Here is a 22,289-nt window from a genome sequence, read left to right on the forward strand (position 1 = left end):
ATTCCTCTGGTCGCCGGGCGGTGTCAACGGCGCTCGACGTGGCAGTGCAGAATCGCTCGGATGAGCGCCGAACTGCTGATGGGAGACCCGGTTGCGGCAGCTCGGCGGCTGCTGGGTGCCCAACTCAGCGGGCGTGCCGTCGAGGCGACGATCGTCGAGGTCGAGGCCTACGGCGGACCGGTCGACGGCCCCTGGCCGGACGCCGCGGCCCATTCGTTTCGCGGCCCCAGCGGCCGAAACCTGGTGATGTTCGGGCCGCCCGGACGCTTGTACACCTATCGGAGCCACGGCATCCACGTCTGCGCGAACGTGGTGTGCGGGTACGACGGCGTCGCGGGTGCGGTGCTGTTGCGCGCGGCTGTCGTGACCGGGGGACTGGCTCAGGCGCAAGGCCGTCGCGGTGCGGCAGTGGCGCCGGCGGCACTGGCTCGAGGCCCAGGCAATCTCTGCTCGGCGCTCGGAATCGTCATGGAGGACAACGGAATCGACCTGTTCGACGGGAACAGCCCGGTCCAGCTGCGGTTCGGCGCTCCGGTTGCCGCGGTCGACGGCCCGCGGGTCGGTATCAGCGTGGCCGCCGACCGACCGTGGCGATTCTGGTCGGTGGGACACCGCGAGGTGTCCGCCTACCGGAGAAGTCCGCGGGCTCCGGTGCCCGGCAGCAGCGACTGATCATCGGCGCCACTGCCAAAAGGTGATGCGGCATGATCGTCGGTATGTCAACGGACATCCTGGAGGAGCTGGACTGGCGCGGGCTGATCGCGCAATCGACCGACCGCGACGCATTGGCCGGTGATCTGGCCAAAGGGCCGGTGACCGTGTACTCCGGTTTCGATCCGACCGCGCCGAGCCTGCATGCCGGGCATTTGGTTCCGCTGCTCACGCTGCGCCGGTTCCAACAGGCCGGCCACCGGCCTATCGTGCTGGCCGGCGGCGCTACCGGGATGATCGGCGATCCGCGCGATACCGGGGAACGCACCCTCAACACCGCCGACACGGTGGCCGACTGGGCCGACCGGATCCGTGGCCAGCTGGAACGGTTCGTCGAGTTCAACGACTCGCCCACCGGCGCCATCGTGGAGAACAACCTGAACTGGACCGGGGAGTTGTCGGCCATCGAGTTCCTGCGAGACATCGGCAAGTACTTCTCTGTCAATGTCATGCTCGACCGCGACACGGTTCGCCGTCGCCTCGAAGGTGACGGCATCTCCTACACCGAGTTCAGCTACATGTTGCTTCAGGCCAACGACTTCGTGGAACTGCACCAACGGCACGGCTGCGCCCTGCAGATCGGTGGCTCCGACCAGTGGGGAAATATCGTGGCCGGGGCGCGCCTGGTCCGCCAGAAGGTCGGTGCCACGGTCCACGCCATGACGACGCCGCTGGTCACCGACTCCGAGGGCAAGAAATTCGGCAAGTCGACCGGTGGCGGGAATCTGTGGCTCGATCCCGAGCTGACCAGCCCGTATGCCTGGTACCAGTACTTCGTCAATGCCGCCGACGCCGATGTGGTGCGGTATCTGCGCTGGTTCACCTTCCTATCTGCCGAGGAACTGGCCGAGCTCGACGACGCCACGGGAAACCGTGCGCATGAGCGTGCCGCGCAAAAGCGGTTGGCCCGTGAACTCACCACGCTGGTGCACGGCGAGGACGCGACGAAGGCCGTCGAACTTGCCAGTCAGGCGCTGTTCGGCCGTGGCGAGCTGACGGATCTCGACGAGTCCACGTTGTCCGCGGCTCTGCGGGAGGCGAGCAGTGGACAGGTTGCCGAATTGAAGCCGGGTGGCGCCGACGCGATCACCGATTTGTTGGTGGTGAGTGGATTGGCGACGAGTAAGGGAGCTGCGCGGCGCAATGTCGCCGAGGGTGGCGTGTACGTCAACAACATCCGTATTGAAAGTGACGAGTGGATACCACAGGCCGCCGACTTTTTGTATGACCGTTGGCTGGTGTTGCGACGTGGCAAGCGCAACATTGCCGGAGTCGAGCGGGTGGGGGTGTAGCCCCGCCAGCTGCTGGCCTCTGACCTGGGGAAACGTCGCAGTAACCAGGCGATTTGACTCCCCGTTAGCCCTCACGTAACTTATTCCAGGTCAGAGCGACACGGACAAGCGCCGGGGAGCGAAGACAGAATCTGAGAGAGACACCCATTACGGTGGGTCTTCTCACTGCCCGCACTAAGGTCAGCGGCTTTTAGCCGCAGATCTTCTGCGCGGACAAATCTCGGGTGTGTTGTTTGAGAACTCAATAGTGTGTTTGGTGGTTTTTGTTTGTTGTTTTTTGGTCATGCTCTTTTCCCGTTTGGGTGTGGCTGTTTTTTTGTTTTTTTGGATGCCGGTTTTGGTGTCTGTTGTTTGTGATCGGATTTTTCTGAATGTGAATTCGGCCTGTGCCTTTGGGTGTGGGTGGTTTTTGTTTGGAGAGTTTGATCCTGGCTCAGGACGAACGCTGGCGGCGTGCTTAACACATGCAAGTCGAACGGAAAGGCCCTTCGGGGTGCTCGAGTGGCGAACGGGTGAGTAACACGTGGGTGATCTGCCCTGCACTTTGGGATAAGCCTGGGAAACTGGGTCTAATACCGAATAGGACTCCGGACTGCATGGTCTGGGGTGGAAAGCTTTTGCGGTGTGGGATGGGCCCGCGGCCTATCAGCTTGTTGGTGGGGTGATGGCCTACCAAGGCGACGACGGGTAGCCGGCCTGAGAGGGTGACCGGCCACACTGGGACTGAGATACGGCCCAGACTCCTACGGGAGGCAGCAGTGGGGAATATTGCACAATGGGCGCAAGCCTGATGCAGCGACGCCGCGTGGGGGATGACGGCCTTCGGGTTGTAAACCTCTTTCAGCACAGACGAAGCGCAAGTGACGGTATGTGCAGAAGAAGCACCGGCCAACTACGTGCCAGCAGCCGCGGTAATACGTAGGGTGCGAGCGTTGTCCGGAATTACTGGGCGTAAAGAGCTCGTAGGTGGTTTGTCGCGTTGTTCGTGAAAACTCACAGCTTAACTGTGGGCGTGCGGGCGATACGGGCAGACTGGAGTACTGCAGGGGAGACTGGAATTCCTGGTGTAGCGGTGGAATGCGCAGATATCAGGAGGAACACCGGTGGCGAAGGCGGGTCTCTGGGCAGTAACTGACGCTGAGGAGCGAAAGCGTGGGGAGCGAACAGGATTAGATACCCTGGTAGTCCACGCCGTAAACGGTGGGTACTAGGTGTGGGTTTCCTTCCTTGGGATCCGTGCCGTAGCTAACGCATTAAGTACCCCGCCTGGGGAGTACGGCCGCAAGGCTAAAACTCAAAGGAATTGACGGGGGCCCGCACAAGCGGCGGAGCATGTGGATTAATTCGATGCAACGCGAAGAACCTTACCTGGGTTTGACATGCACAGGACGCCGGTAGAGATATCGGTTCCCTTGTGGCCTGTGTGCAGGTGGTGCATGGCTGTCGTCAGCTCGTGTCGTGAGATGTTGGGTTAAGTCCCGCAACGAGCGCAACCCTTGTCCTATGTTGCCAGCGGGTTATGCCGGGGACTCGTAGGAGACTGCCGGGGTCAACTCGGAGGAAGGTGGGGATGACGTCAAGTCATCATGCCCCTTATGTCCAGGGCTTCACACATGCTACAATGGCCGGTACAAAGGGCTGCGATGCCGTGAGGTGGAGCGAATCCTTTCAAAGCCGGTCTCAGTTCGGATCGGGGTCTGCAACTCGACCCCGTGAAGTCGGAGTCGCTAGTAATCGCAGATCAGCAACGCTGCGGTGAATACGTTCCCGGGCCTTGTACACACCGCCCGTCACGTCATGAAAGTCGGTAACACCCGAAGCCGGTGGCCTAACCCCTTGTGGGAGGGAGCCGTCGAAGGTGGGATCGGCGATTGGGACGAAGTCGTAACAAGGTAGCCGTACCGGAAGGTGCGGCTGGATCACCTCCTTTCTAAGGAGCACCATTTTTGGTTCCCCCGCCCCCACGTCTGTGGGAGGAGTGCGGTTGGGATATGTCAGCCAGGCCCTGTAGTGGGTGTCTGGTGGGTGCAACGACAAACGTGAGAAGTGGTGTGGGAACACTGCTTTGAGGAATCATCAGGCACACTATTGGGCTTTGAGACAACAGGCCCGTTTTTCCCTGGCCCCTGTGTGGGGTGGGAGGCGTGTTGTTGCCCTGCTTTGGTGGTGGGGTGTGGTGTTTGATTTGTGGATAGTGGTTGCGAGCATCTTGCACGCAAGAGTGTGGCTGGGGCCTTCGGGTTTCTGGTCGTGTTGCTTGTGTGTTGATGTGCAATTTCTTTTGAAACTCATTTTTGGTTTTTGTGTTGTAAGTGTTTAAGGGCGCATGGTGGATGCCTTGGCACTGGGAGCCGATGAAGGACGTGGGAGGCTGCGATATGCCTCGGGGAGCTGTCAACCGAGCGTGGATCCGAGGATGTCCGAATGGGGAAACCCGGCACGAGTGATGTCGTGTCACCCAACGCTGAATGTATAGGCGTTGGGGGGGAACGCGGGGAAGTGAAACATCTCAGTACCCGTAGGAAGAGAAAACAAAATGTGATTCCGTGAGTAGTGGCGAGCGAAAGCGGAGGATGGCTAAACCGTATGCATGTGATACCGGGTAGGGGTTGTGTGTGCGGGGTTGTGGGACCCATCTTCTCAGTTCTATCCGACTGGGGGGCAGTGAGAAAATGTTGTGGTTAGCGGAAGTGGCTTGGGATGGCCTGCCGTAGACGGTGAGAGCCCGGTACGTGAAAACCCGACGTCTGTCTTGATGGTGTTCCCGAGTAGCAGCGGGCTCGTGGAATCTGCTGTGAATCTGCCGGGACCACCCGGTAAGCCTGAATACTTCCCAGTGACCGATAGCGGATGAGTACCGTGAGGGAATGGTGAAAAGTACCCCGGGAGGGGAGTGAAATAGTACCTGAAACCGTGCGCTTACAATCCGTCAGAGCCCTCGGCTTGCCGTGGGGTGATGGCGTGCCTTTTGAAGAATGAGCCTGCGAGTCAGGGACATGTCGCGAGGTTAACCCGGGTGGGGTAGCCGCAGCGAAAGCGAGTCTGAATAGGGCGTATCCGCACAGTAGTGTGTGGTGTAGTGGTGTGTTCTGGACCCGAAGCGGAGTGATCTACCCATGGCCAGGGTGAAGCGCGGGTAAGACCGTGTGGAGGCCCGAACCCACTTAGGTTGAAGACTGAGGGGATGAGTTGTGGGTAGGGGTGAAAGGCCAATCAAACTCCGTGATAGCTGGTTCTCCCCGAAATGCATTTAGGTGCAGCGTCACATGTTTCTTGTTGGAGGTAGAGCTACTGGATGGCCGATGGGCCCTACTAGGTTACTGACGTCAGCCAAACTCCGAATGCCGACAAGTCTAAGAGTGTGGCAGTGAGACGGCGGGGGATAAGCTCCGTGCGTCGAGAGGGAAACAGCCCAGATCGCCGGCTAAGGCCCCTAAGCGTGTGCTAAGTGGAAAAGGATGTGCAGTCGCGAAGACAACCAGGAGGTTGGCTTAGAAGCAGCCACCCTTGAAAGAGTGCGTAATAGCTCACTGGTCAAGTGATTGTGCGCCGATAATGTAGCGGGGCTCAAGCACACCGCCGAAGCCGCGGCAACGTATTTATACGTTGGGTAGGGGAGCGTCCTGCATCCGGTGAAGCCGCCGAGTGATCGAGTGGTGGAGGGTGTGGGAGTGAGAATGCAGGCATGAGTAGCGAATAGGCAAGTGAGAACCTTGCCCGCCGAAAGACCAAGGGTTCCTGGGCCAGGCCAGTCCGCCCAGGGTGAGTCGGGACCTAAGGCGAGGCCGACAGGCGTAGTCGATGGACAACGGGTTGATATTCCCGTACCCGTGTGTGTGCGTCCCTGATGAATCAATCGTGCTAACCACCCAAATGGTGGTCCACCAATCCCTTCGGGGTGCGGGGATTACCGGCTGCGTGGGACCCTGGTTGGTAGTAGTCAAGCGATGGGGTGACGCAGGAAGGTAGCCGTACCGGTCAGTGGTAATACCGGGGTAAGCCTGTAGGGAGGAACGTAGGTAAATCCGCGTTTCATTGATCCTGAGAGGTGATGCATAGCCGAGTGAGGCGAATTCGGTGATCCTATGCTGCCAAGAAAAGCCTCTAGCGAGGACATACACGGCCCGTACCCCAAACCAACACAGGTGGTCAGGTAGAGAATACTAAGGCGTACGAGTGAACTATGGTTAAGGAACTCGGCAAAATGCCCCCGTAACTTCGGGAGAAGGGGGACCCCCATATCGTGAAGGCACTTGCTGCCGGTAGCGGGAGGGGGTGGCACAAACCAGTGAGAAGCGACTGTTTACTAAAAACACAGGTCCGTGCGAAGTCGCAAGACGATGTATACGGACTGACGCCTGCCCGGTGCTGGAAGGTTAAGAGGACCCGTTAACTCGTAAGGGTGAAGCGGAGAATTTAAGCCCCAGTAAACGGCGGTGGTAACTATAACCATCCTAAGGTAGCGAAATTCCTTGTCGGGTAAGTTCCGACCTGCACGAATGGCGTAACGACTTCTCAACTGTCTCAACCATAGACTCGGCGAAATTGCACTACGAGTAAAGATGCTCGTTACGCGCGGCAGGACGAAAAGACCCCGGGACCTTCACTACAACTTGGTATTGGTGCTCGATACGGTTTGTGTAGGATAGGTGGGAGACTGTGAAATTCACACGCTAGTGTGGGTGGAGTCGTTGTTGAAATACCACTCTGATCGTATTGGGCCTCTAACCTCGGACCGTATATCCGGTTCAGGGACAGTGCCTGGTGGGTAGTTTAACTGGGGCGGTTGCCTCCTAAAATGTAACGGAGGCGCCCAAAGGTTCCCTCAACCTGGACGGCAATCAGGTGTTGAGTGTAAGTGCACAAGGGAGCTTGACTGCGAGACGGACATGTCGAGCAGGGACGAAAGTCGGGACTAGTGATCCGGCACCTCTGAGTGGAAGGGGTGTCGCTCAACGGATAAAAGGTACCCCGGGGATAACAGGCTGATCTTCCCCAAGAGTCCATATCGACGGGATGGTTTGGCACCTCGATGTCGGCTCGTCGCATCCTGGGGCTGGAGCAGGTCCCAAGGGTTGGGCTGTTCGCCCATTAAAGCGGCACGCGAGCTGGGTTTAGAACGTCGTGAGACAGTTCGGTCTCTATCCGCCGCGCGCGTCAGAAGCTTGAGGAAATCTGTCCCTAGTACGAGAGGACCGGGACGGACGAACCTCTGGTCTACCAGTTGTCCCACCAGGGGCACTGCTGGATAGCTACGTTCGGACAGGATAACCGCTGAAAGCATCTAAGCGGGAAACCCCCTCCAAGACCAGGCTTCTCACCCATTTGAGTGGGATAAGGCCCCCCGCAGACCACGGGATCGATAGACCAGACCTAGACACCCAGCAATGGGCGCAGGGAACTGGCACTAACCGGCCGAAAACTTACAACAACCCACAAACACCAAACAGTGTTTGGGTTTCAGTAAGACACGCACAACCTTGTCTCGCAACCACAACCACACACCCCACACGACCCCCCGCGGGTCGATAACGGGTGCACACCACACCCCACCACCAAAACACACCCACAGATTCACACCCAGAAACGGGTGAATAAAGTTACGGCGGTCCATAGCGGCAGGGAAACGCCCGGTCCCATCCCGAACCCGGAAGCTAAGCCTGCCAGCGCCGATGATACTACCCACACGGGTGGAAAAGTAGGACACCGCCGAACACACATTAAAGAATCGCCCCCCACGAAAGTGGGGGGCGATTCTCATATCTACAACATATCCAAACAAAAGCATTTTCGAATTCGACGATTATGTCGGCTTGGCGCCTGCCAGTATCCTTTGCGAGAGGGCAGGGCAGAAAGGCACACGTGGTCGGAGACAAACAAGGCGGCGGCGAGCGGCGGCCGCGGCGTGTATCAGGTGGCCAAGGCCAGCGCCGGCAGAGCGCTCCCCGCTCGTCCGGTCCGAATCGGGCGCGCGCAGCACAGCCGCAGACCTCAGAAGAACGCGGATCAGACGCCCCGTCGCTGTCCTCAGATATCGAGGCCAAACAGCTGGCGCCGGAGATCCGTCGGGAACTGGTGACCCTCGACAAAGCCACCGCCGATTACGTGGCGCGCCACCTCGTGGCTGCCGGCAATCTCCTGGATGAAGACCCGGAGACTGCGCTGGCACACGCCCGCGCGGCCCGCAACCGCGCAGGACGCCTTGCCGCAGTACGGGAGGCTGTGGGGATCGCGGCTTATCACAACGGCGACTGGGCCCAGGCGCTGGCCGAGTTGCGCGCGGCCCGCCGGATGGGCAGCAAATCGGTGCTGTTACCGATGATCGCCGATTGCGAGCGCGGTATCGGGCGTCCGGAACGCGCCATTGAGCTGGCTCGCAGTGCCGAGGCCGCCGCGTTCACCGGAGACGACGCCGACGAACTGCGCATCGTGACCGCGGGAGCCCGCTCCGATCTGGGCCAGTTCGAACAGGCCCTCGCGATTCTCTCGACACCCCCACTGGATCCGACTAGGACCGGTCAGACCGCAGCGCGGCTGTGCTACGCGTATGCCGACACGCTGCTGGCGCTCGGGCGTACGGAGGAAGCGCTGCAGTGGTTCATCACTACGGCGGCGGCCGATGTGGAGGGCGTGACCGATGCCGAGGATCGGATCACAGAACTGGCCTGACGCGACCACGTTGCGCAGCAAGCCGACACAGCAAGGCAGGTACTGCAGCGCTGGTCGTTGCCGTCGGCATCCATCGACTAGCGTGACAAGCGCTATGACTACCGATCCAGAACAGCTCCGCGTGCAGGTCGCCGCCGTGCTGGCAGACCTGCCGGATATGGCCGAGGCGTACGGCGCCGATGTGGGTATCGAGGACATAGAGGCCGTTGCGGCCAGGCTGGAAGAAGCCCATGAGCTGCTGGTGGACGCGCTTGAATCGGTCGACAGAGGTGTGGCCGGCAGCGGTGCCGGATCCGGTAGGTGAGCGGTGGTGGCTCGTCGGGCTCGTGTTGATGCCGAGTTGGTGAGACGTGGGTTGGCCCGGTCCCGCCAGCAGGCCGCAGAGTTGATCGCCGCCGGTCGGGTGCGTATCGATGGCATGCCCGCAGTGAAGCCGGCCACCGCCATCATGCTGGACGCCAACATCGTCGTCGCCCAAAGCGAAGAACGCAGCTGGGTGTCTCGCGGGGCCCACAAGCTGATCGGTGCCCTCGACACGTTCGGGCTGGACGTTTCCGGGCGGCGGTGCCTGGATGCCGGCGCATCGACCGGGGGATTCACCGAGGTCTTGTTGGACCGAGGTGCCGTCGAGGTCGTCGCGGTAGATGTTGGGTACGGCCAGCTGGCCTGGTCTCTGCGCTCCGATGATCGGGTCCGGGTGATAGAGCGCACGAATGTCCGTGAGCTGACGGCCGACGCCATCGGCGGGCCGGTGGATCTCGTCGTTGCCGACTTGTCGTTCATATCCCTGGCGACGGTCCTGCCAGCGCTCACCGCATGCGCCGGGCCCGGTGCCGATATCGTTCCTATGGTCAAGCCCCAGTTCGAAGTCGGTAAGGACCGGGTCGGGGCCGGCGGGGTGGTGTCCGATCCGCAATTACGGGTCGAGGCGGTGTGTACGGTCGCCCGAAGGGCGGCGGAGCTGCACTGGCATGCTGTCGGCGTGACGGCGAGCCCGCTGCCCGGACCATCGGGCAATGTCGAATACTTTCTGCGGCTGCGTGCTGATACGGACGAGTCGCTGCACGGTGAATCGCTCGAGCAGGCGGTACGCCGGGCGGTCGAGGAGGGCCCGCAATGACCTGTGAGCGCACGATACTGCTGGTGGTGCACACCGGTCGGGACGAGGCCACCGAGGTGGCCCGCCGGGTCGAAAAAGTACTGGGAGACAACGGTATCGGTTTGCGCGTGCTGTCGGCCGAGGCGGTTGACCGCGGACCGCTGCACCTGGCGCCCGACTACATGCGTGCGCTCGGCGTCGACATCGAGGTGGTCGACGCCGACGAATGCGCCGCCGAGAGTTGCGAACTGGTGCTGGTCCTGGGCGGCGACGGTACCTTCCTGCGGGCCGCCGAATTGGCGCGCCTTGCGGAGATCCCGGTGCTGGGAGTGAACCTCGGCCGCATCGGATTCCTTGCCGAGGCCGAGGCCGAGGCCATCGACCACGTGCTCGACCGCGTCATCAGCCGGGACTACCGGATCGAGAACAGGATGGCCCTCGACGTGACAGTGCGCGTCGGTGACAACGTCATCAATCGCGGTTGGGCGCTCAACGAGGCAAGCTTGGAAAAAGGTCCACGGCTCGGTGTACTCGGAGTGGTTCTCGAGGTGGACGGTCGGCCGGTGTCGGCGTTCGGCTGCGACGGCGTGCTGGTGTCCACGCCCACCGGGTCCACGGCCTACGCATTCTCTGCGGGCGGTCCGGTGCTGTGGCCGGACCTGGAGGCCATCCTGGTGGTGCCCAACAATGCCCACGCGTTGTTCGACCGGCCGATGGTCACGAGCCCGGATGCTTCGATCGCCATCGAAGTCGAAGCGGGTGGTCATGACGCCCTCGTGTTCTGCGACGGCCGCCGGGAGATGGTGCTGCCTGCGGGCGGGCGGTTGGAAGTGACCCGCTGCCGGACGTCGCTCAAGTGGGTGCGGCTCGACAGCGCCCCGTTCACCGACCGGCTCGTGCGCAAGTTCCGGCTGCCGGTTACGGGTTGGCGGGGGAAGTAGGCACGTGCTCGCGGAGATCCGAATCGAGTCGCTCGGCGCGATCAGCGCGGCCACCGCGGAGTTCGATCGTGGACTGACTGTATTGACCGGTGAGACCGGCGCCGGCAAGACCATGGTGGTCACAGGCCTGCATCTGCTCGGTGGTGCCCGCGCGGACTCCACCAGGGTGCGGTCGGGTTCAGATCGGGCCGTCGTCGAAGGGCGGTTCAGCACCACCGAACTCGGCGCTGAAGTGGCGCTGCGGGTCGACGAGCTGCTGGAGACCTCCGGCGCCGTTCGCGACGACGACGGCACTGTGATCGCCGCGCGTTCGGTCAGCCGGGCGGGGCCATCGAAGGCGTACCTCGGCGGCCGCAGCGTGCCGGCGAAGTCACTGAGCAGTTTCACCGCCGAGGTCCTCACGCTGCATGGCCAGAACGACCAGTTGCGTTTGATGCGTCCGGACGAGCAGCGCGTCGCCCTGGACCGGTATGCCGACGTGGACAAGCTGTTGACGCGGTATCGCCGAATCCGCGACGAGTGGCAGCTGGCACGTAAGGATCTGGCCGATCGCCGAGGACGGGCACGGGAACTGGCCCAGGAGGCCGACCGGCTGACCTTCGGGATCAACGAGATCGACGCCGTGGCCCCACAGCCCGGTGAGGACGAAGCCATCGTCGCCGACATCCGCCGACTTTCGGAACTCGATGCGCTGCGGGAGGCCGCGCAGGCGGCGCGGGTGGCGCTGTCCGGCGCGCTTGACGATCCGTCACCGGATTCGGTTTCGGCGGCTGACGGTGTGGGGCAGGCGAAATCGGCTTTGGAGTCCACCGACGACGCATCGCTGCAGGCATTGGGTGTCCGGCTGGCTGAAGCGGTCGCGGTGATCAGCGACGTGACTGCGGAGCTTGGTCACTATTTATCTGAGTTGCCCAGCGATGCAAGCACTTTGGAACACAAGCTAGCGCGGCAGGCCGAGTTGCGCACGCTCACCCGCAAGTACGCGGCCGATGTCGACGGTGTGCTGGCCTGGGCCCGTGATGCTGCCGACCGGTTGGCGCAATTGGATGTCTCGGAGGAGACGCTGGCTTGTCTGGAGCGCCGCGTCGCGGAATTGGAAGACCGGCTGGCGGCGGCGGCCGGCGAGTTGACCAAGGTCAGGACCAAGGCGGCGAAAGGGTTGGCCAAGGCGGTCACCGCGGAGCTTGCCGGACTGGCCATGGCCAATGCGATTTTCAGTATCACCGTGGTACCCATGGCTGCGCGAGCCGACGACTCCGCGCCGGTGACACTGCCCGACGGGACGGTTGTGCACGCCGGTCACGAAGGGGTCGACACCGTCGAGTTCGGCTTCACCGCGCACCGCGGTGCCGATGCTCTCCCGCTGACCAAGAGCGCGTCCGGGGGGGAGCTGTCGCGCGTCATGCTCGCCCTCGAGGTAGTGCTGTCCGCCTCAGCCGAGGGTACGACGATGGTGTTCGACGAGGTCGATGCCGGGGTGGGCGGACGTGCTGCGGTGCAGATCGGTCGTCGGTTGGCCCGGCTGGCCCGGACCCATCAGGTCATCGTCGTCACCCACCTGCCGCAGGTTGCGGCGTATGCCGACGCTCACCTTGTGGTCGACGCCGGTGACGGCCGCGGCAAGCCCAGCGGTGTGCGGCGCATCGACGACGACGACCGTGTCGCCGAACTGGCCCGCATGCTGGCGGGCCTCGGCGAGTCCGACAGCGGTCGCGCCCACGCCAGGGAACTACTGGAGTCCGCGCAGCAGGAGCGTAGCGAGCCGTAGCCGAGTGCGCCCAGAGGTCAGGCCGAAGGTTGCGTTTCACTGTGCGAAGCGATGGAGAAGGTTTGACCTGTTACGTATGTGACTGGAGCTCACTTATGAGGCTGGTGTTACGGCGCGCCTCCTCGGATTGCCGGTGGATCCCCGACAGAATCGGCCCATGAGGATGTCAGCGCTGCTTGCCCGCAATGCCAGCTCGCGCCCGGGGATTACAGGAACTGCCCGGGTGGACCGCGACATCGACAGGTTGCTGCGGCGTGTCGGAGCCGGGGACATCGTCGTCCTCGACGTCCAGGATCTCGACCGGATCACTGCTGATGCGCTGGTCGAGGCCAACGTCGCCGGGGTCGTCAACGCGTCCCCCTCGATTTCGGGCCGCTACCCCAACCTCGGCCCGGAGGTGCTGGTAGCCAACGGCGTGATGCTCATCGACGAGGCCGGCCCCGAGATCTTCAAGAAGGTCAAGGACGGCTCGCGCGTGCGGTTGCACAACGGCGGCGTCTACGCCGGTGACCGGCGCATAGCGCTGGGTACCGAACGCACCGATCACGAGATCCACGACCTCATGCACGAGGCCAAGAGCGGGTTGGTGGCACATCTCGAGGCGTTCGCCGGGAACACGATCGAGTTCATCCGAAGTGAGAGCCCGTTGCTCATCGACGGCATCGGGATCCCCGATATCGACGTCGACTTGCACCGCAGGCACGTGGTCATCGTCGCAGAGGAAGCCGACGCGGCCGCCGACCTCAAGGCGCTCAAGCCGTTCATCAAGGAGTATCAGCCGGTCCTCGTCGGCGTCGGAGTCGGCGCCGATGTGCTGCGCAAGGCCGGCTACCGGCCTGCGCTCATCGTCGGCGACCCGGACAAATTGAGTGTCGAGGTGCTGCGCTGCGGCGCCCAGGTGGTGTTGCCAGCCGACGCAGATGGCCACGCCGCCGGACTTGAGCGCATCCAGGATCTCGGGATCGGTGCGATGACGTTCCCGGCTGCCGGGTCAGCTACCGACCTCGCGTTGCTGCTCTGCGACCACCACGGTGCATCGCTGATCGTCACCGCCGGCTACACCGCCAACATCGAGGAGTTCTTCGACCGCTCGCGCCAGGCCAGCAACCCGTCGACCTTCCTGACCCGGCTCAAGGTAGGGGAGAAGCTGGTCGACGCCAAGGCGGTGGCAACTCTCTATCGCAGCCGGGTGTCCGGCGGGGCCATTGCGCTGCTGGTGCTGGCCATGCTGGTCGCCGTCATCGTCGCGCTGTGGGTGTCGCGGACCGACACCGCAGTGCTCGACTGGGTGGTCAACTACTGGCACCAATTCACCGCGTGGGTGCAGAGCCTGATCAATTAGCGATGGTTGAGTTGTGATTTCGCTACGCGCACATGCGATCTCGTTGGCGGCGGTGTTCCTCGCGCTGGCCGTCGGGGTAGCGCTCGGGTCCGGGCTGCTGTCCAACACGGTGCTGTCCGGATTGCGTGATGACAAACAGGAACTCCAGCATCAGATCGACTCTCTCACCGAAGACAAGAACGCTCTCAACCAGAAGCTCAACGCTGCAGGGGAATTCGATGCGCTACTGGCCCCACGGATGGTGCGTGACGCGCTCAAGGACAAATCTGTGGTGGTGTTTCGTACACCGGACGCCGCCGATGGCGATGTCGACGCGATTGCGCGCATCATCGGACAAGCCGGCGGCACCGTCAGTGGCGAGGTATCGCTGACGAGCGAGTTCGTCGAGGCCAACTCCGCCGACAAACTGCTGTCGGTCGTCAACTCGCCGATCGTGCCTGCCGGCAAGCAGCTCAACACGGCTGCTCTCGACCAGGGCTCGCAGGCAGGCGACCTGCTCGGCATGACGCTGCTGATCGACAAGAACCCGACGGTTCCGCCGGTCGACGACACTCAGCGAAACACCGTGCTGACCGCGCTCCGCGACACCGGGTTCCTGAGCTACAGCGGGCACATCGGCACGGCCAACACCGCGGTGATCGTGACGGGCGGCGCGCTCGGTGACGACGGCGGCAACCGGGGCGCCACTGTGGCGCGGTTGGCGGCCGGCTTGGCTCCGCACGGGTCCGGGGTGGTTCTGGTCGGCCGGGACGGATCGGCATCCGGTACGGGTCCGGTTGCCGTGGTCAGGTCCGACGACGGTCTGGCCGGCGCGGTCAGCACCGTCGACGACGCCGACAGCAGTGCCGGTCAGATCACCAGCGTGTTGGCTCTCGGAGAACTCGCGGCCGGAGGCAAGCCGGGGCAATACGGCACCGGCCGTGGTGCGTCGTCGGTCACCCTGCCGCAGTAGCGCTGCCTGCTGCGCGGCGCGTCAGCGACCGCTTGTCGGTGACAGTGTTAAGGTGAGATTCCGTGGGTCGGCAGGCCCCAGGCCAGTTCGGCGATCCCCTGCCCGTCGTCACGGAGGTTGCTTTTGCCCGCCTTACGCAAGCACCCGTACACCACCACCAAGCATCTCTTCGTCACCGGTGGTGTGGTGTCGTCGCTCGGAAAGGGTCTGACCGCGTCCAGCCTCGGTCAGCTGCTGACCGCGCGGGGACTGCAGGTGACCATGCAGAAGCTCGACCCCTACCTCAACGTCGACCCGGGCACTATGAACCCGTTCCAGCACGGCGAGGTCTTCGTCACGGAGGACGGCGCCGAAACTGATCTCGACGTCGGCCACTACGAGCGGTTCCTGGACCGTGACCTGTCCGGCTCGGCCAATGTGACCACGGGCCAGGTTTATTCGACGGTCATCGCCAAGGAACGCCGTGGTGAGTATCTCGGTGACACGGTCCAGGTGATCCCGCACATCACCGACGAGATCAAGAACCGCATCCTGGCCATGGCAGAGCCCGACGCGCACGGGCATCGGCCCGACGTGGTCATCACTGAGATCGGCGGCACGGTCGGCGACATCGAATCGCAGCCCTTTCTGGAGGCGGCCCGCCAGGTCCGCCACGACGTGGGTCGCGAGAACGTCTTCTTCCTGCATGTGTCGCTGGTTCCCTACCTCGCGCCGTCAGGTGAACTGAAAACCAAGCCGACCCAGCATTCGGTCGCCGCCCTGCGCAGCATCGGTATCACTCCCGACGCACTGATCCTGCGCTGTGACCGCGACGTTCCCGAGCCGCTCAAGAACAAGATCGCGCTGATGTGCGATGTCGACGTCGACGGCGTGATCTCCACACCCGACGCCCCCTCGATCTACGACATTCCAAAGGTGCTGCACCGCGAGGAGCTGGATGCCTACGTGGTGCGCCGGCTGAACCTGCCCTTCCGCGACGTCGACTGGACCGAATGGGACGACCTGCTGCGCCGCGTTCACGACCCGCAGGAAACCGTGCGGATCGCCTTGGTGGGCAAGTACATCGACCTTTCCGACGCTTATCTGTCGGTCGCCGAGGCACTGCGCGCCGGCGGCTTCAAGCACCGCGCCAAGGTGGAGATGCGATGGGTTGCCTCCGACGACTGCGAGACCGAGAGCGGCGCCGCCGCGGCCTTGTCCGACGTCCACGGCGTGCTGATCCCTGGAGGATTCGGTATCCGCGGTATCGAAGGCAAGCTCGGCGCCATCAGCTACGCCCGCAAGCGGAGGCTGCCGGTGCTGGGACTGTGTCTCGGACTGCAATGCATCGTGATTGAGGCCGCGCGGACCGTCGGCATCACCGGTGCGAACTCCGCCGAGTTCGATCCGGCTACACCCGACCCGGTGATCTCCACGATGGCCGACCAGCAGGACGCAGTGTCCGGCGAGGCCGACCTCGGCGGCACCATGCGCCTCGGCGCGTACCCGGCGGTCTTACAGCCCGGATCGGTGGTGGCACAGGCCTATGGAGCCACCGAAGTGTCCGAGCGCCACCGCCACCGGTACGAGGTCAACAACGCCTACCGGGACCGGATCGCCCAGAGTGGCCTGCGGTTCTCCGGGACATCCCCCGACGGTCACCTGGTCGAGTTCGTCGAGTATGCCCCCGAGATTCATCCGTTCCTCGTCGGCACCCAGGCGCATCCGGAACTCAAGAGCAGGCCCACCCGGCCGCACCCGTTGTTCGCGGCGTTCATCGGCGCGGCGCTGACCTACAAGGCCGAGGAACGGCTGCCCGGCATGGACCTGCCCGAGTCGTACACCGACGAGGGTGACCCGGATTCCTTGAACCATTCTCTGGAGACATCGGAAATCCGTGGCTGAACACGACTTCGACACGCTCGCAAGCGAAACCGTTTACGTCGGAAAGATTTTCGCTCTGCGGGCCGATGAGGTCAGCATGCCCGGGGGGAAGTCGGCCCGGCGCGAGGTCGTCGAGCACTACGGAGCGGCTGCCGTGGTCGCCCTCGATGACGACGGCAATGTGGTGCTTGTGTACCAGTATCGGCACCCGCTTGGTCGGCGGTTATGGGAGCTGCCCGCCGGGCTGCTGGACGTCGGCAGGGAGCCGCCCGAGGTGACTGCGGCACGAGAGCTCAAAGAGGAAGTCGGACTGGCGGCCGCGAACTGGCGCACGCTCGTCGATCTGGACTCCACGCCCGGGTTCTCCGACGAGAGCGTGCGAATCTTCCTGGCTACCGGGCTGACCGAAGTCGGCAGGCCCGAAGCGCACGACGAGGAAGCCGACATGCGCATCGAACGGGTTCCGTTGGCTCAGGCGGTATCCCGGATCTTCTCCGGTGAGATCGTGAATTCGATTGCGATAGCCGGGATTCTGGCCGCGCACGCGATGCCCGATACGGACTCGCTGCGCCCGGTTGACGCACCCTGGACTGATCGACCAACGGCATTCCGGCGTCGCAAAGGCCTGCAGTGACTTTATCGTCGCCGCTTCGCGCAAGCGGCTCATCGGAGTCTTCTGCTCTTCGCGCAAGCGGCTCATCGGAGTCTTCTGCTCTTCGCGCAAGCGGCTCATCGGAGTCTTCTGCTCTTCGCGCAAGCGGCTCATCGGAGTCTCCTGCTCTTCGCGCAAGCGGCACATCGGCCGCCGGACCGTCCGCGTTGGAGACCCAGATACAGGGCTACCTCGACCATTTGACCATCGAACGAGGTGTTGCAGCCAACACGTTGAGCTCCTACCGGCGCGATCTGCGCCGGTACGCCGAGCACTTGACCCAGCACGGCATCGACGATCTGGCCAAGGTGGCCGAGACCGACGTCAGTGATTTTCTGGTCGCGCTGCGCCGCGGTGATCCCGATGCCGGCGTGGCCGCGCTCTCGGCGGTATCCGCGGCCAGGGCGGTCGTCGCGGTCCGCGGCCTGCACCGGTTCGCCGCCGCGGAAGGACTGACCGAACTCGACGTCGCTCGGGCGGTCCGGCCGCCCACCCCGAGCCGCCGATTGCCCAAGAGCCTGACGCTCGACGAGGTGCTGGCGCTGCTGGATGCCGCCGGGGGCGAGAGTGAGGCGGACGGCCCGTTGACGCTGCGCAACCGCGCGCTGCTGGAGCTGCTGTACTCGACCGGGGCCCGCATATCCGAAGCGGTCGGGCTCGACGTCGACGACATCGACACCCACGCCCGGTCGGTGCTGTTGCATGGAAAGGGCGGCAAGCAGCGGCTCGTTCCGATCGGCCGCCCGGCGGTCAGTGCGCTCGACGCCTATCTGGTACGCGGACGGCCCGATCTGGCACGCCGCGGCCGTGGCACCCCGGCTATCTTCCTCAACGCCCGCGGCGGCCGGCTTTCGCGGCAGAGTGCGTGGCAGGTACTGCAGGATGCGGCCGCGCGTGCCGGGATCACCTCGGCGGTGTCGCCCCACACGCTGCGGCACTCATTCGCGACGCACTTGATCGAGGGCGGTGCCGACGTGCGTGTCGTACAGGAACTGCTGGGGCACGCTTCGGTGACCACCACGCAGATCTACACCATGGTCACCGTGCATACCCTGCGCGAGGTGTGGGCCGGGGCGCATCCGCGCGCCCGCTAGCTGGTCAACCGCCCAGGTATTCCGACTCCAGCATCACATCGCGCAGCAGAGTCTGATACTCGCCGTGGGTCTTGTGTTCCACGGTGTTCCAGTGCGTGCCCTGTTCAGCGCGCATGTAGGCCAGATAGTCGGGCGCCCCGGGAAGTTTGACGTTGTCAGCGACGACGATCGTCCCTCGGTGCAGCCAGCCCCGGTCCAACACGCGATGAAGATCGGCCAGGTAGACGCTCTTGTTGTGGTCGAGGAACATGAAATCGACTGTGCCCATTGTGAATCCGTGCTGTTCAAGGGTGTCGAGGGTGCGCCCGCCGTCGCCGATGGTCCCCACCACACAGGTGATCCGGTCGGCCAGCCCGGCGTGAGCCCATATGCTGCGGGCGATCTCGGCGTTCGCGGCGGCTAGTTCGATCGAGAACACGCGCGCTGCCGGCGCCGCTCGGGCGATCCGCAGCGCGCCGTAGCCGCAATAGGTACCCAACTCCAGCGCAAGCCGTGGGTGTGCGCGGACCACCGCGGCGTCGAGCAGCGCGCCCTTCTCGTCGCCCACGTTGATCAGGAACGACTCCTGGTAGGCGAATCTGTCGATCGTTGCGATCACGTCATCCGGGTCATCGCGACGGGCATTGGCCATGACGTACTCGGCTGCGGCCGCCTCGCGTCCGTCGCCGATCTGCCCGGTGGTCATGATACTGCGCTGGCGTAACACCATGCGCCAGAAGGAAGTTCGGAGAAACGGAGCGTGGCGCTGCCAGCTCACAGGCGGCCCATCCAGCTGTTGAACAGCCCGTCGGGATCGTATTTGGCGCGCAGTACGTCGAGCCGGGCCATGTTTTCATCGGTGGCGAACCGGGCGGGCCGCCGGCCGAGGTTCTCATCAGCGAGGCCGACTCCGGTGGCCAGGTGTGCCATGGCCGCCATGTTGTCGCGGGGCCAGTCGCGGTACCGGTTATCGTCGGCCGGGTCGGGCCACACAGCGTAGAGCGCCATATTGATCTCGTCCTCCAACCCGTAGAACAGCTCCTCCCGCGCGGGTGACGGGCTCCAGTCGTACATCAGGAAATGTGACGGCGCCGGCGGCATGGTCTCGACGATACGGTGAATGCCCGGCAGCAGGTCCTCGGCCGATGCCGAGGTCCACATGTTGTCGGCGACGTAGCGGTGCCCCGGCGGGTAGTTGCTCATGACCGTGCCGTACCAGCTGGTCAGATCGGTGGTGGTGTACGGAATTTTGACGATCGCCCGATCGACGGCCGGACAGCTGGACAGGATCGACAGGGCGGCCTCGGCTTCCGCTTCGGTATCGGCGAAGACGGGGGAGGCCACCACGATGGAAGGGCTTTCGAGTCCGAGGGCGGGCAGATTGCGGGACGTGATGATCTGCAGTTCCACACGGTCGCCGATCTCGGGGCTGATCCGGCGCGCCCAGGTGAAGACGTCGTCGAGCACCTCGACAGGGTAGATATACAAGCAGCTGCCGCAGACCGCCGGTCGCGGGTGCAGCTGTAGATGAAAGGCCGTCACCACGGCGAAGAATCCGGGCCCGGAACCGCGTGCCGCCCAGAACAAGTCGGAATTCTCGTCGGCGTCGCAATACATCCGCTGGCCGTCGGCGGTGACGACCTCGACGCCGATGACGCTCTCACATGCGGGCCCGACCGCCTTGCTGTTCCAGCCGTAGCCGCCCTGCAGCAGATACCCGCCCAGACAGATGCCCTCGTAGTGCCCCGCGGGGAAGAACAGGCCCAGCGTGTCGAGTTCGGCAGCCAGCTCGCTGCCGACTTTTCCGGGCCCGACGACGGCAGCCATGCGTTCGGCGTCGATCGCACAGTGGTCGAGGCGGCTGACGTCGAGCAGTGTGCCGCCATCGCGCAGGTGGCTGGCAGTCCAGCTGTATCCACCCGACACGATGCTGATTGGGCCCTGCGCTCCGGACACCGCACATACGACGTCATCGACGTCGTGCGCCTGCACGATGAGGTCGGGATAGCGGTCAGGCACCAGGCTGTTCCAGACGGTGGCGCGGCGCGCCGCCTCGTAGCCATCAGCGCCTCGACGGAACTGCCGTGCATCTGTCGACATTTGGCCTCCAGGACCGACGGCGGACTCAATAGCGATCGATGACGTCGAGGGTCACCTCGCGTGCGGGAGCCACGGCAATTCCCCGCGCTGCGCTGCGTGGCGCGGAGCGAGCGCGATCCCGCGCCGGCATCCGCAGGTCCAATGTCTTCATGATCGTCGCGATGGCGATGGCAAGCTCCGAATTTGCGAATGCCGCCCCGATGCACCGACGGTAACCGCCGCCGAACGGTGCGAACTGGAACGGTGAGACTTTGGAGTCCATGAATCGCTCCGGGCGGAACTGCTCCGGTTCGGTCCAGATTGCCGGATTGAAATGCAGCGCGTACAAGGCGATTCCCACGACCTGACCACTCGTGCACTCGACACCGCCGATGGTCATGGGGCTCGTCAGTCGACGCAGCACGACGGGAACAGGCGGATGCATGCGCAGTGTCTCTTTGATGACCGCGCCGAGGTAGGGCAGCGCGATCATCTCCGCCGGAGTTTGAGCCTGGGCCACCTCATCGGCGACCCGTTGCCGGACGGCGTCGTCGCGGTAGATGTGATAAAGCGTCCACACCATCGAGGTGGCGGTCGTCTCGTGGCCAGCGGCGAGCAGCGTTCTGAGCTGATCGTGGATGGCCTGGCCGTTGCGACCCCGACCGCTTTCGTCGGTCGCCGACAGCAGAATGTCGAGCATGTCGGAGTCGGCGAGGCTGCTGCGGGTCCGGGTGTCCATGTCGTCCGAGAGCAGCCGGTCGAGATCGTCGCGCAGCCGTAGGAGCCGCGCCCACGGGCCGTAGCCGCCGAGTCCGCGCCGCAACGCGGGAAGCAGCATCAGTGGCGCAGTGTTGGCCCGCATCAGAGCGGTGATCGCCTGGGTGTACATGGCGCGCCGGTCGGGCTCGGCGACGCTGAACACCACCCGGATGGCGATGTGCAGCGTGACGTTGACGGCCAGCCGGCGCACGGCGATCGAGTCACCGGGCCGTACGGTTTGGATCTCCTCGTGGGTCGCCGAGCAGATGATGTCGCTGTACTTCTTGACCCGTTCCCCGTGGAAGGCCGGCATCAACAGACCGCGTTCACGATGGTGCTGTTCACCGGACAGCAAGATCAAAGATCCGGGCCCGACAACCGGTTCGATTGGATTCGGCGTGGGTGCCTCAGACAGCGCAGCAGTCATGGTGAGGATGTCGCGGGCAGCGTCGGCGGTTCCGAAGAACATGACCTCGCCGAGGCCGGGGAAGCTCAGTTCGATGGGGCTGCGCCTTGAGGCATGTCGGTGGAAGAACCTGACCGGGTCGACCCCGGCAGCAGCCGCGCGGAGGAGCCCAGCGGGTGACTTGATCAACTGAGCCGGCATTGTCCTTGCCTTCCGGAGAAGATTTCGCAATGATCGACACTATTGCGAAACCGTCTCATTCGGGTCACGCTCGAAAGCTCGGTGTTCTGGTGCTGGCCGAAACCCGAATCAGATAGCCGGAATGGGCGCAGAATTGCGCTTATGTAACAGCGTTTGTTTGCACGGCCTGACCCGCTACGCGGCGCGAGAGAGCGCGCGGTTTGGATCGGTACGGCATTGGTCTCGCCTTGGTTTTCGCTGGTAGCGACCGCCGGTCGGAGCGCTTCGGAGGCACGTCGGCGATCTCTCGCCTGAGGTCGGACGGTATCCGGTCGCCGTGTGGACGCGACTGTCGTCAGACCATGGATCGGCTCGATGGAATTCGCGGTATTTACCGCGTATTTCACGAGTTCAAGTGCGGGGGAAATGTTTATTGCGGCTAATTCGCATTGTTTTGTCAAGTTTATTAAAGTTGACATTTTGAATATCGCATTTACACGGTG

Annotated in this window: 15 protein-coding genes and 3 rRNA genes; 15 read left to right on the forward strand and 3 right to left on the reverse strand. The window is 63.6% G+C overall.

Annotation, left to right across the window (positions count from 1 at the left end):
• Positions 1-60: 60 nt before the first annotated feature.
• The 15 genes from B133_RS0105435 to xerD all read left to right on the forward strand — a co-directional run bounded on the left by B133_RS0105435 (position 61) and on the right by xerD (position 18,383).
• The gene (locus tag B133_RS0105435) at positions 61-672 is read left to right on the forward strand and encodes a DNA-3-methyladenine glycosylase (RefSeq protein ID WP_018599710.1); all 612 of its coding nucleotides are present in this window, start codon (positions 61-63) and stop codon (positions 670-672) included.
• Between the two features lie 44 nt (positions 673-716).
• The gene (gene tyrS / locus B133_RS0105440; protein ID WP_026256002.1) at positions 717-2,003 is read left to right on the forward strand and encodes a tyrosine--tRNA ligase; all 1,287 of its coding nucleotides are present in this window, start codon (positions 717-719) and stop codon (positions 2,001-2,003) included.
• Positions 2,004-2,413: 410 nt separating this feature from the next.
• Positions 2,414-3,933, forward strand: a 16S ribosomal RNA gene (locus tag B133_RS0105445).
• A 376-nt stretch (positions 3,934-4,309) separates the two neighbouring features.
• Positions 4,310-7,434, forward strand: a 23S ribosomal RNA gene (locus tag B133_RS0105450).
• Between the two features lie 170 nt (positions 7,435-7,604).
• Positions 7,605-7,718 (forward strand): 5S ribosomal RNA (gene rrf / locus B133_RS0105455).
• The 16S, 23S and 5S rRNA genes sit together here, the layout of an rRNA operon.
• 147 nt (positions 7,719-7,865) lie before the next feature.
• Entirely contained in the window at positions 7,866-8,672 is an 807-nt protein-coding gene (locus B133_RS0105460) for a tetratricopeptide repeat protein (RefSeq protein WP_018599712.1), read from the forward strand.
• A 94-nt stretch (positions 8,673-8,766) separates the two neighbouring features.
• Positions 8,767-8,976 (forward strand): hypothetical protein, encoded by a 210-nt coding sequence (locus B133_RS0105465; protein ID WP_018599713.1) that lies wholly within the window; start codon positions 8,767-8,769, stop codon positions 8,974-8,976.
• A 6-nt stretch (positions 8,977-8,982) separates the two neighbouring features.
• Positions 8,983-9,792 carry a TlyA family RNA methyltransferase gene (locus tag B133_RS0105470; protein ID WP_026256004.1) on the forward strand — a complete coding sequence of 270 codons (810 nt, stop codon included), beginning with the start codon at positions 8,983-8,985 and terminating at the stop codon, positions 9,790-9,792.
• The gene (locus B133_RS0105475; RefSeq protein ID WP_018599715.1) at positions 9,789-10,712 is read left to right on the forward strand and encodes an NAD kinase; all 924 of its coding nucleotides are present in this window, start codon (positions 9,789-9,791) and stop codon (positions 10,710-10,712) included. The genes B133_RS0105470 and B133_RS0105475 overlap by 4 nt, the downstream gene beginning before the upstream one ends.
• Before the next feature lie 4 nt (positions 10,713-10,716).
• Complete coding sequence (gene recN, locus B133_RS0105480) at positions 10,717-12,480, forward strand: DNA repair protein RecN (protein ID WP_018599716.1); 1,764 nt, start codon at positions 10,717-10,719, stop codon at positions 12,478-12,480.
• Positions 12,481-12,637: 157 nt separating this feature from the next.
• On the forward strand, positions 12,638-13,822 hold the full coding sequence (steA, locus tag B133_RS0105485; RefSeq protein WP_026256005.1) for a putative cytokinetic ring protein SteA: 1,185 nt from the start codon (positions 12,638-12,640) through the stop codon (positions 13,820-13,822).
• Between the two features lie 13 nt (positions 13,823-13,835).
• Positions 13,836-14,774, forward strand: coding sequence for a copper transporter (locus tag B133_RS0105490; protein WP_018599718.1), 939 nt, complete (start codon positions 13,836-13,838; stop codon positions 14,772-14,774).
• A 123-nt stretch (positions 14,775-14,897) separates the two neighbouring features.
• Positions 14,898-16,658: a CTP synthase gene (locus tag B133_RS0105495; RefSeq protein ID WP_018599719.1), complete on the forward strand. Its 1,761-nt coding sequence runs from the start codon at positions 14,898-14,900 to the stop codon at positions 16,656-16,658.
• Entirely contained in the window at positions 16,651-17,271 is a 621-nt protein-coding gene (locus B133_RS0105500; RefSeq protein ID WP_018599720.1) for an NUDIX hydrolase, read from the forward strand. Before B133_RS0105495 ends, B133_RS0105500 begins: the two co-directional genes overlap by 8 nt.
• Before the next feature lie 185 nt (positions 17,272-17,456).
• Positions 17,457-18,383: a site-specific tyrosine recombinase XerD gene (gene xerD / locus B133_RS0105505; protein ID WP_018599721.1), complete on the forward strand. Its 927-nt coding sequence runs from the start codon at positions 17,457-17,459 to the stop codon at positions 18,381-18,383.
• Between the two features lie 4 nt (positions 18,384-18,387).
• Here xerD and B133_RS0105510 read toward each other — a convergent pair whose 3' ends face one another.
• Genes B133_RS0105510 through B133_RS0105520 form a run of 3 tightly spaced genes read right to left on the reverse strand, consistent with a single transcriptional unit; the run spans position 18,388 to position 21,807 of the window.
• A complete protein-coding gene (locus B133_RS0105510; RefSeq protein WP_036418425.1) occupies positions 18,388-19,140 on the reverse strand; it encodes an O-methyltransferase in 753 nt (250 codons plus the stop codon).
• Complete coding sequence (locus B133_RS0105515; protein ID WP_018599723.1) at positions 19,137-20,462, reverse strand: FAD-binding oxidoreductase; 1,326 nt, start codon at positions 20,460-20,462, stop codon at positions 19,137-19,139. The genes B133_RS0105510 and B133_RS0105515 overlap by 4 nt, the downstream gene beginning before the upstream one ends.
• 25 nt (positions 20,463-20,487) lie before the next feature.
• Complete coding sequence (locus B133_RS0105520) at positions 20,488-21,807, reverse strand: cytochrome P450 (RefSeq protein ID WP_018599724.1); 1,320 nt, start codon at positions 21,805-21,807, stop codon at positions 20,488-20,490.
• Positions 21,808-22,289 lie beyond the last annotated feature (482 nt).

Origin of the sequence: Mycobacterium sp. 155 (assembly GCF_000373905.1) — a bacterium.
Taxonomy (GTDB): Bacteria; Actinomycetota; Actinomycetes; order Mycobacteriales; family Mycobacteriaceae; genus Mycobacterium.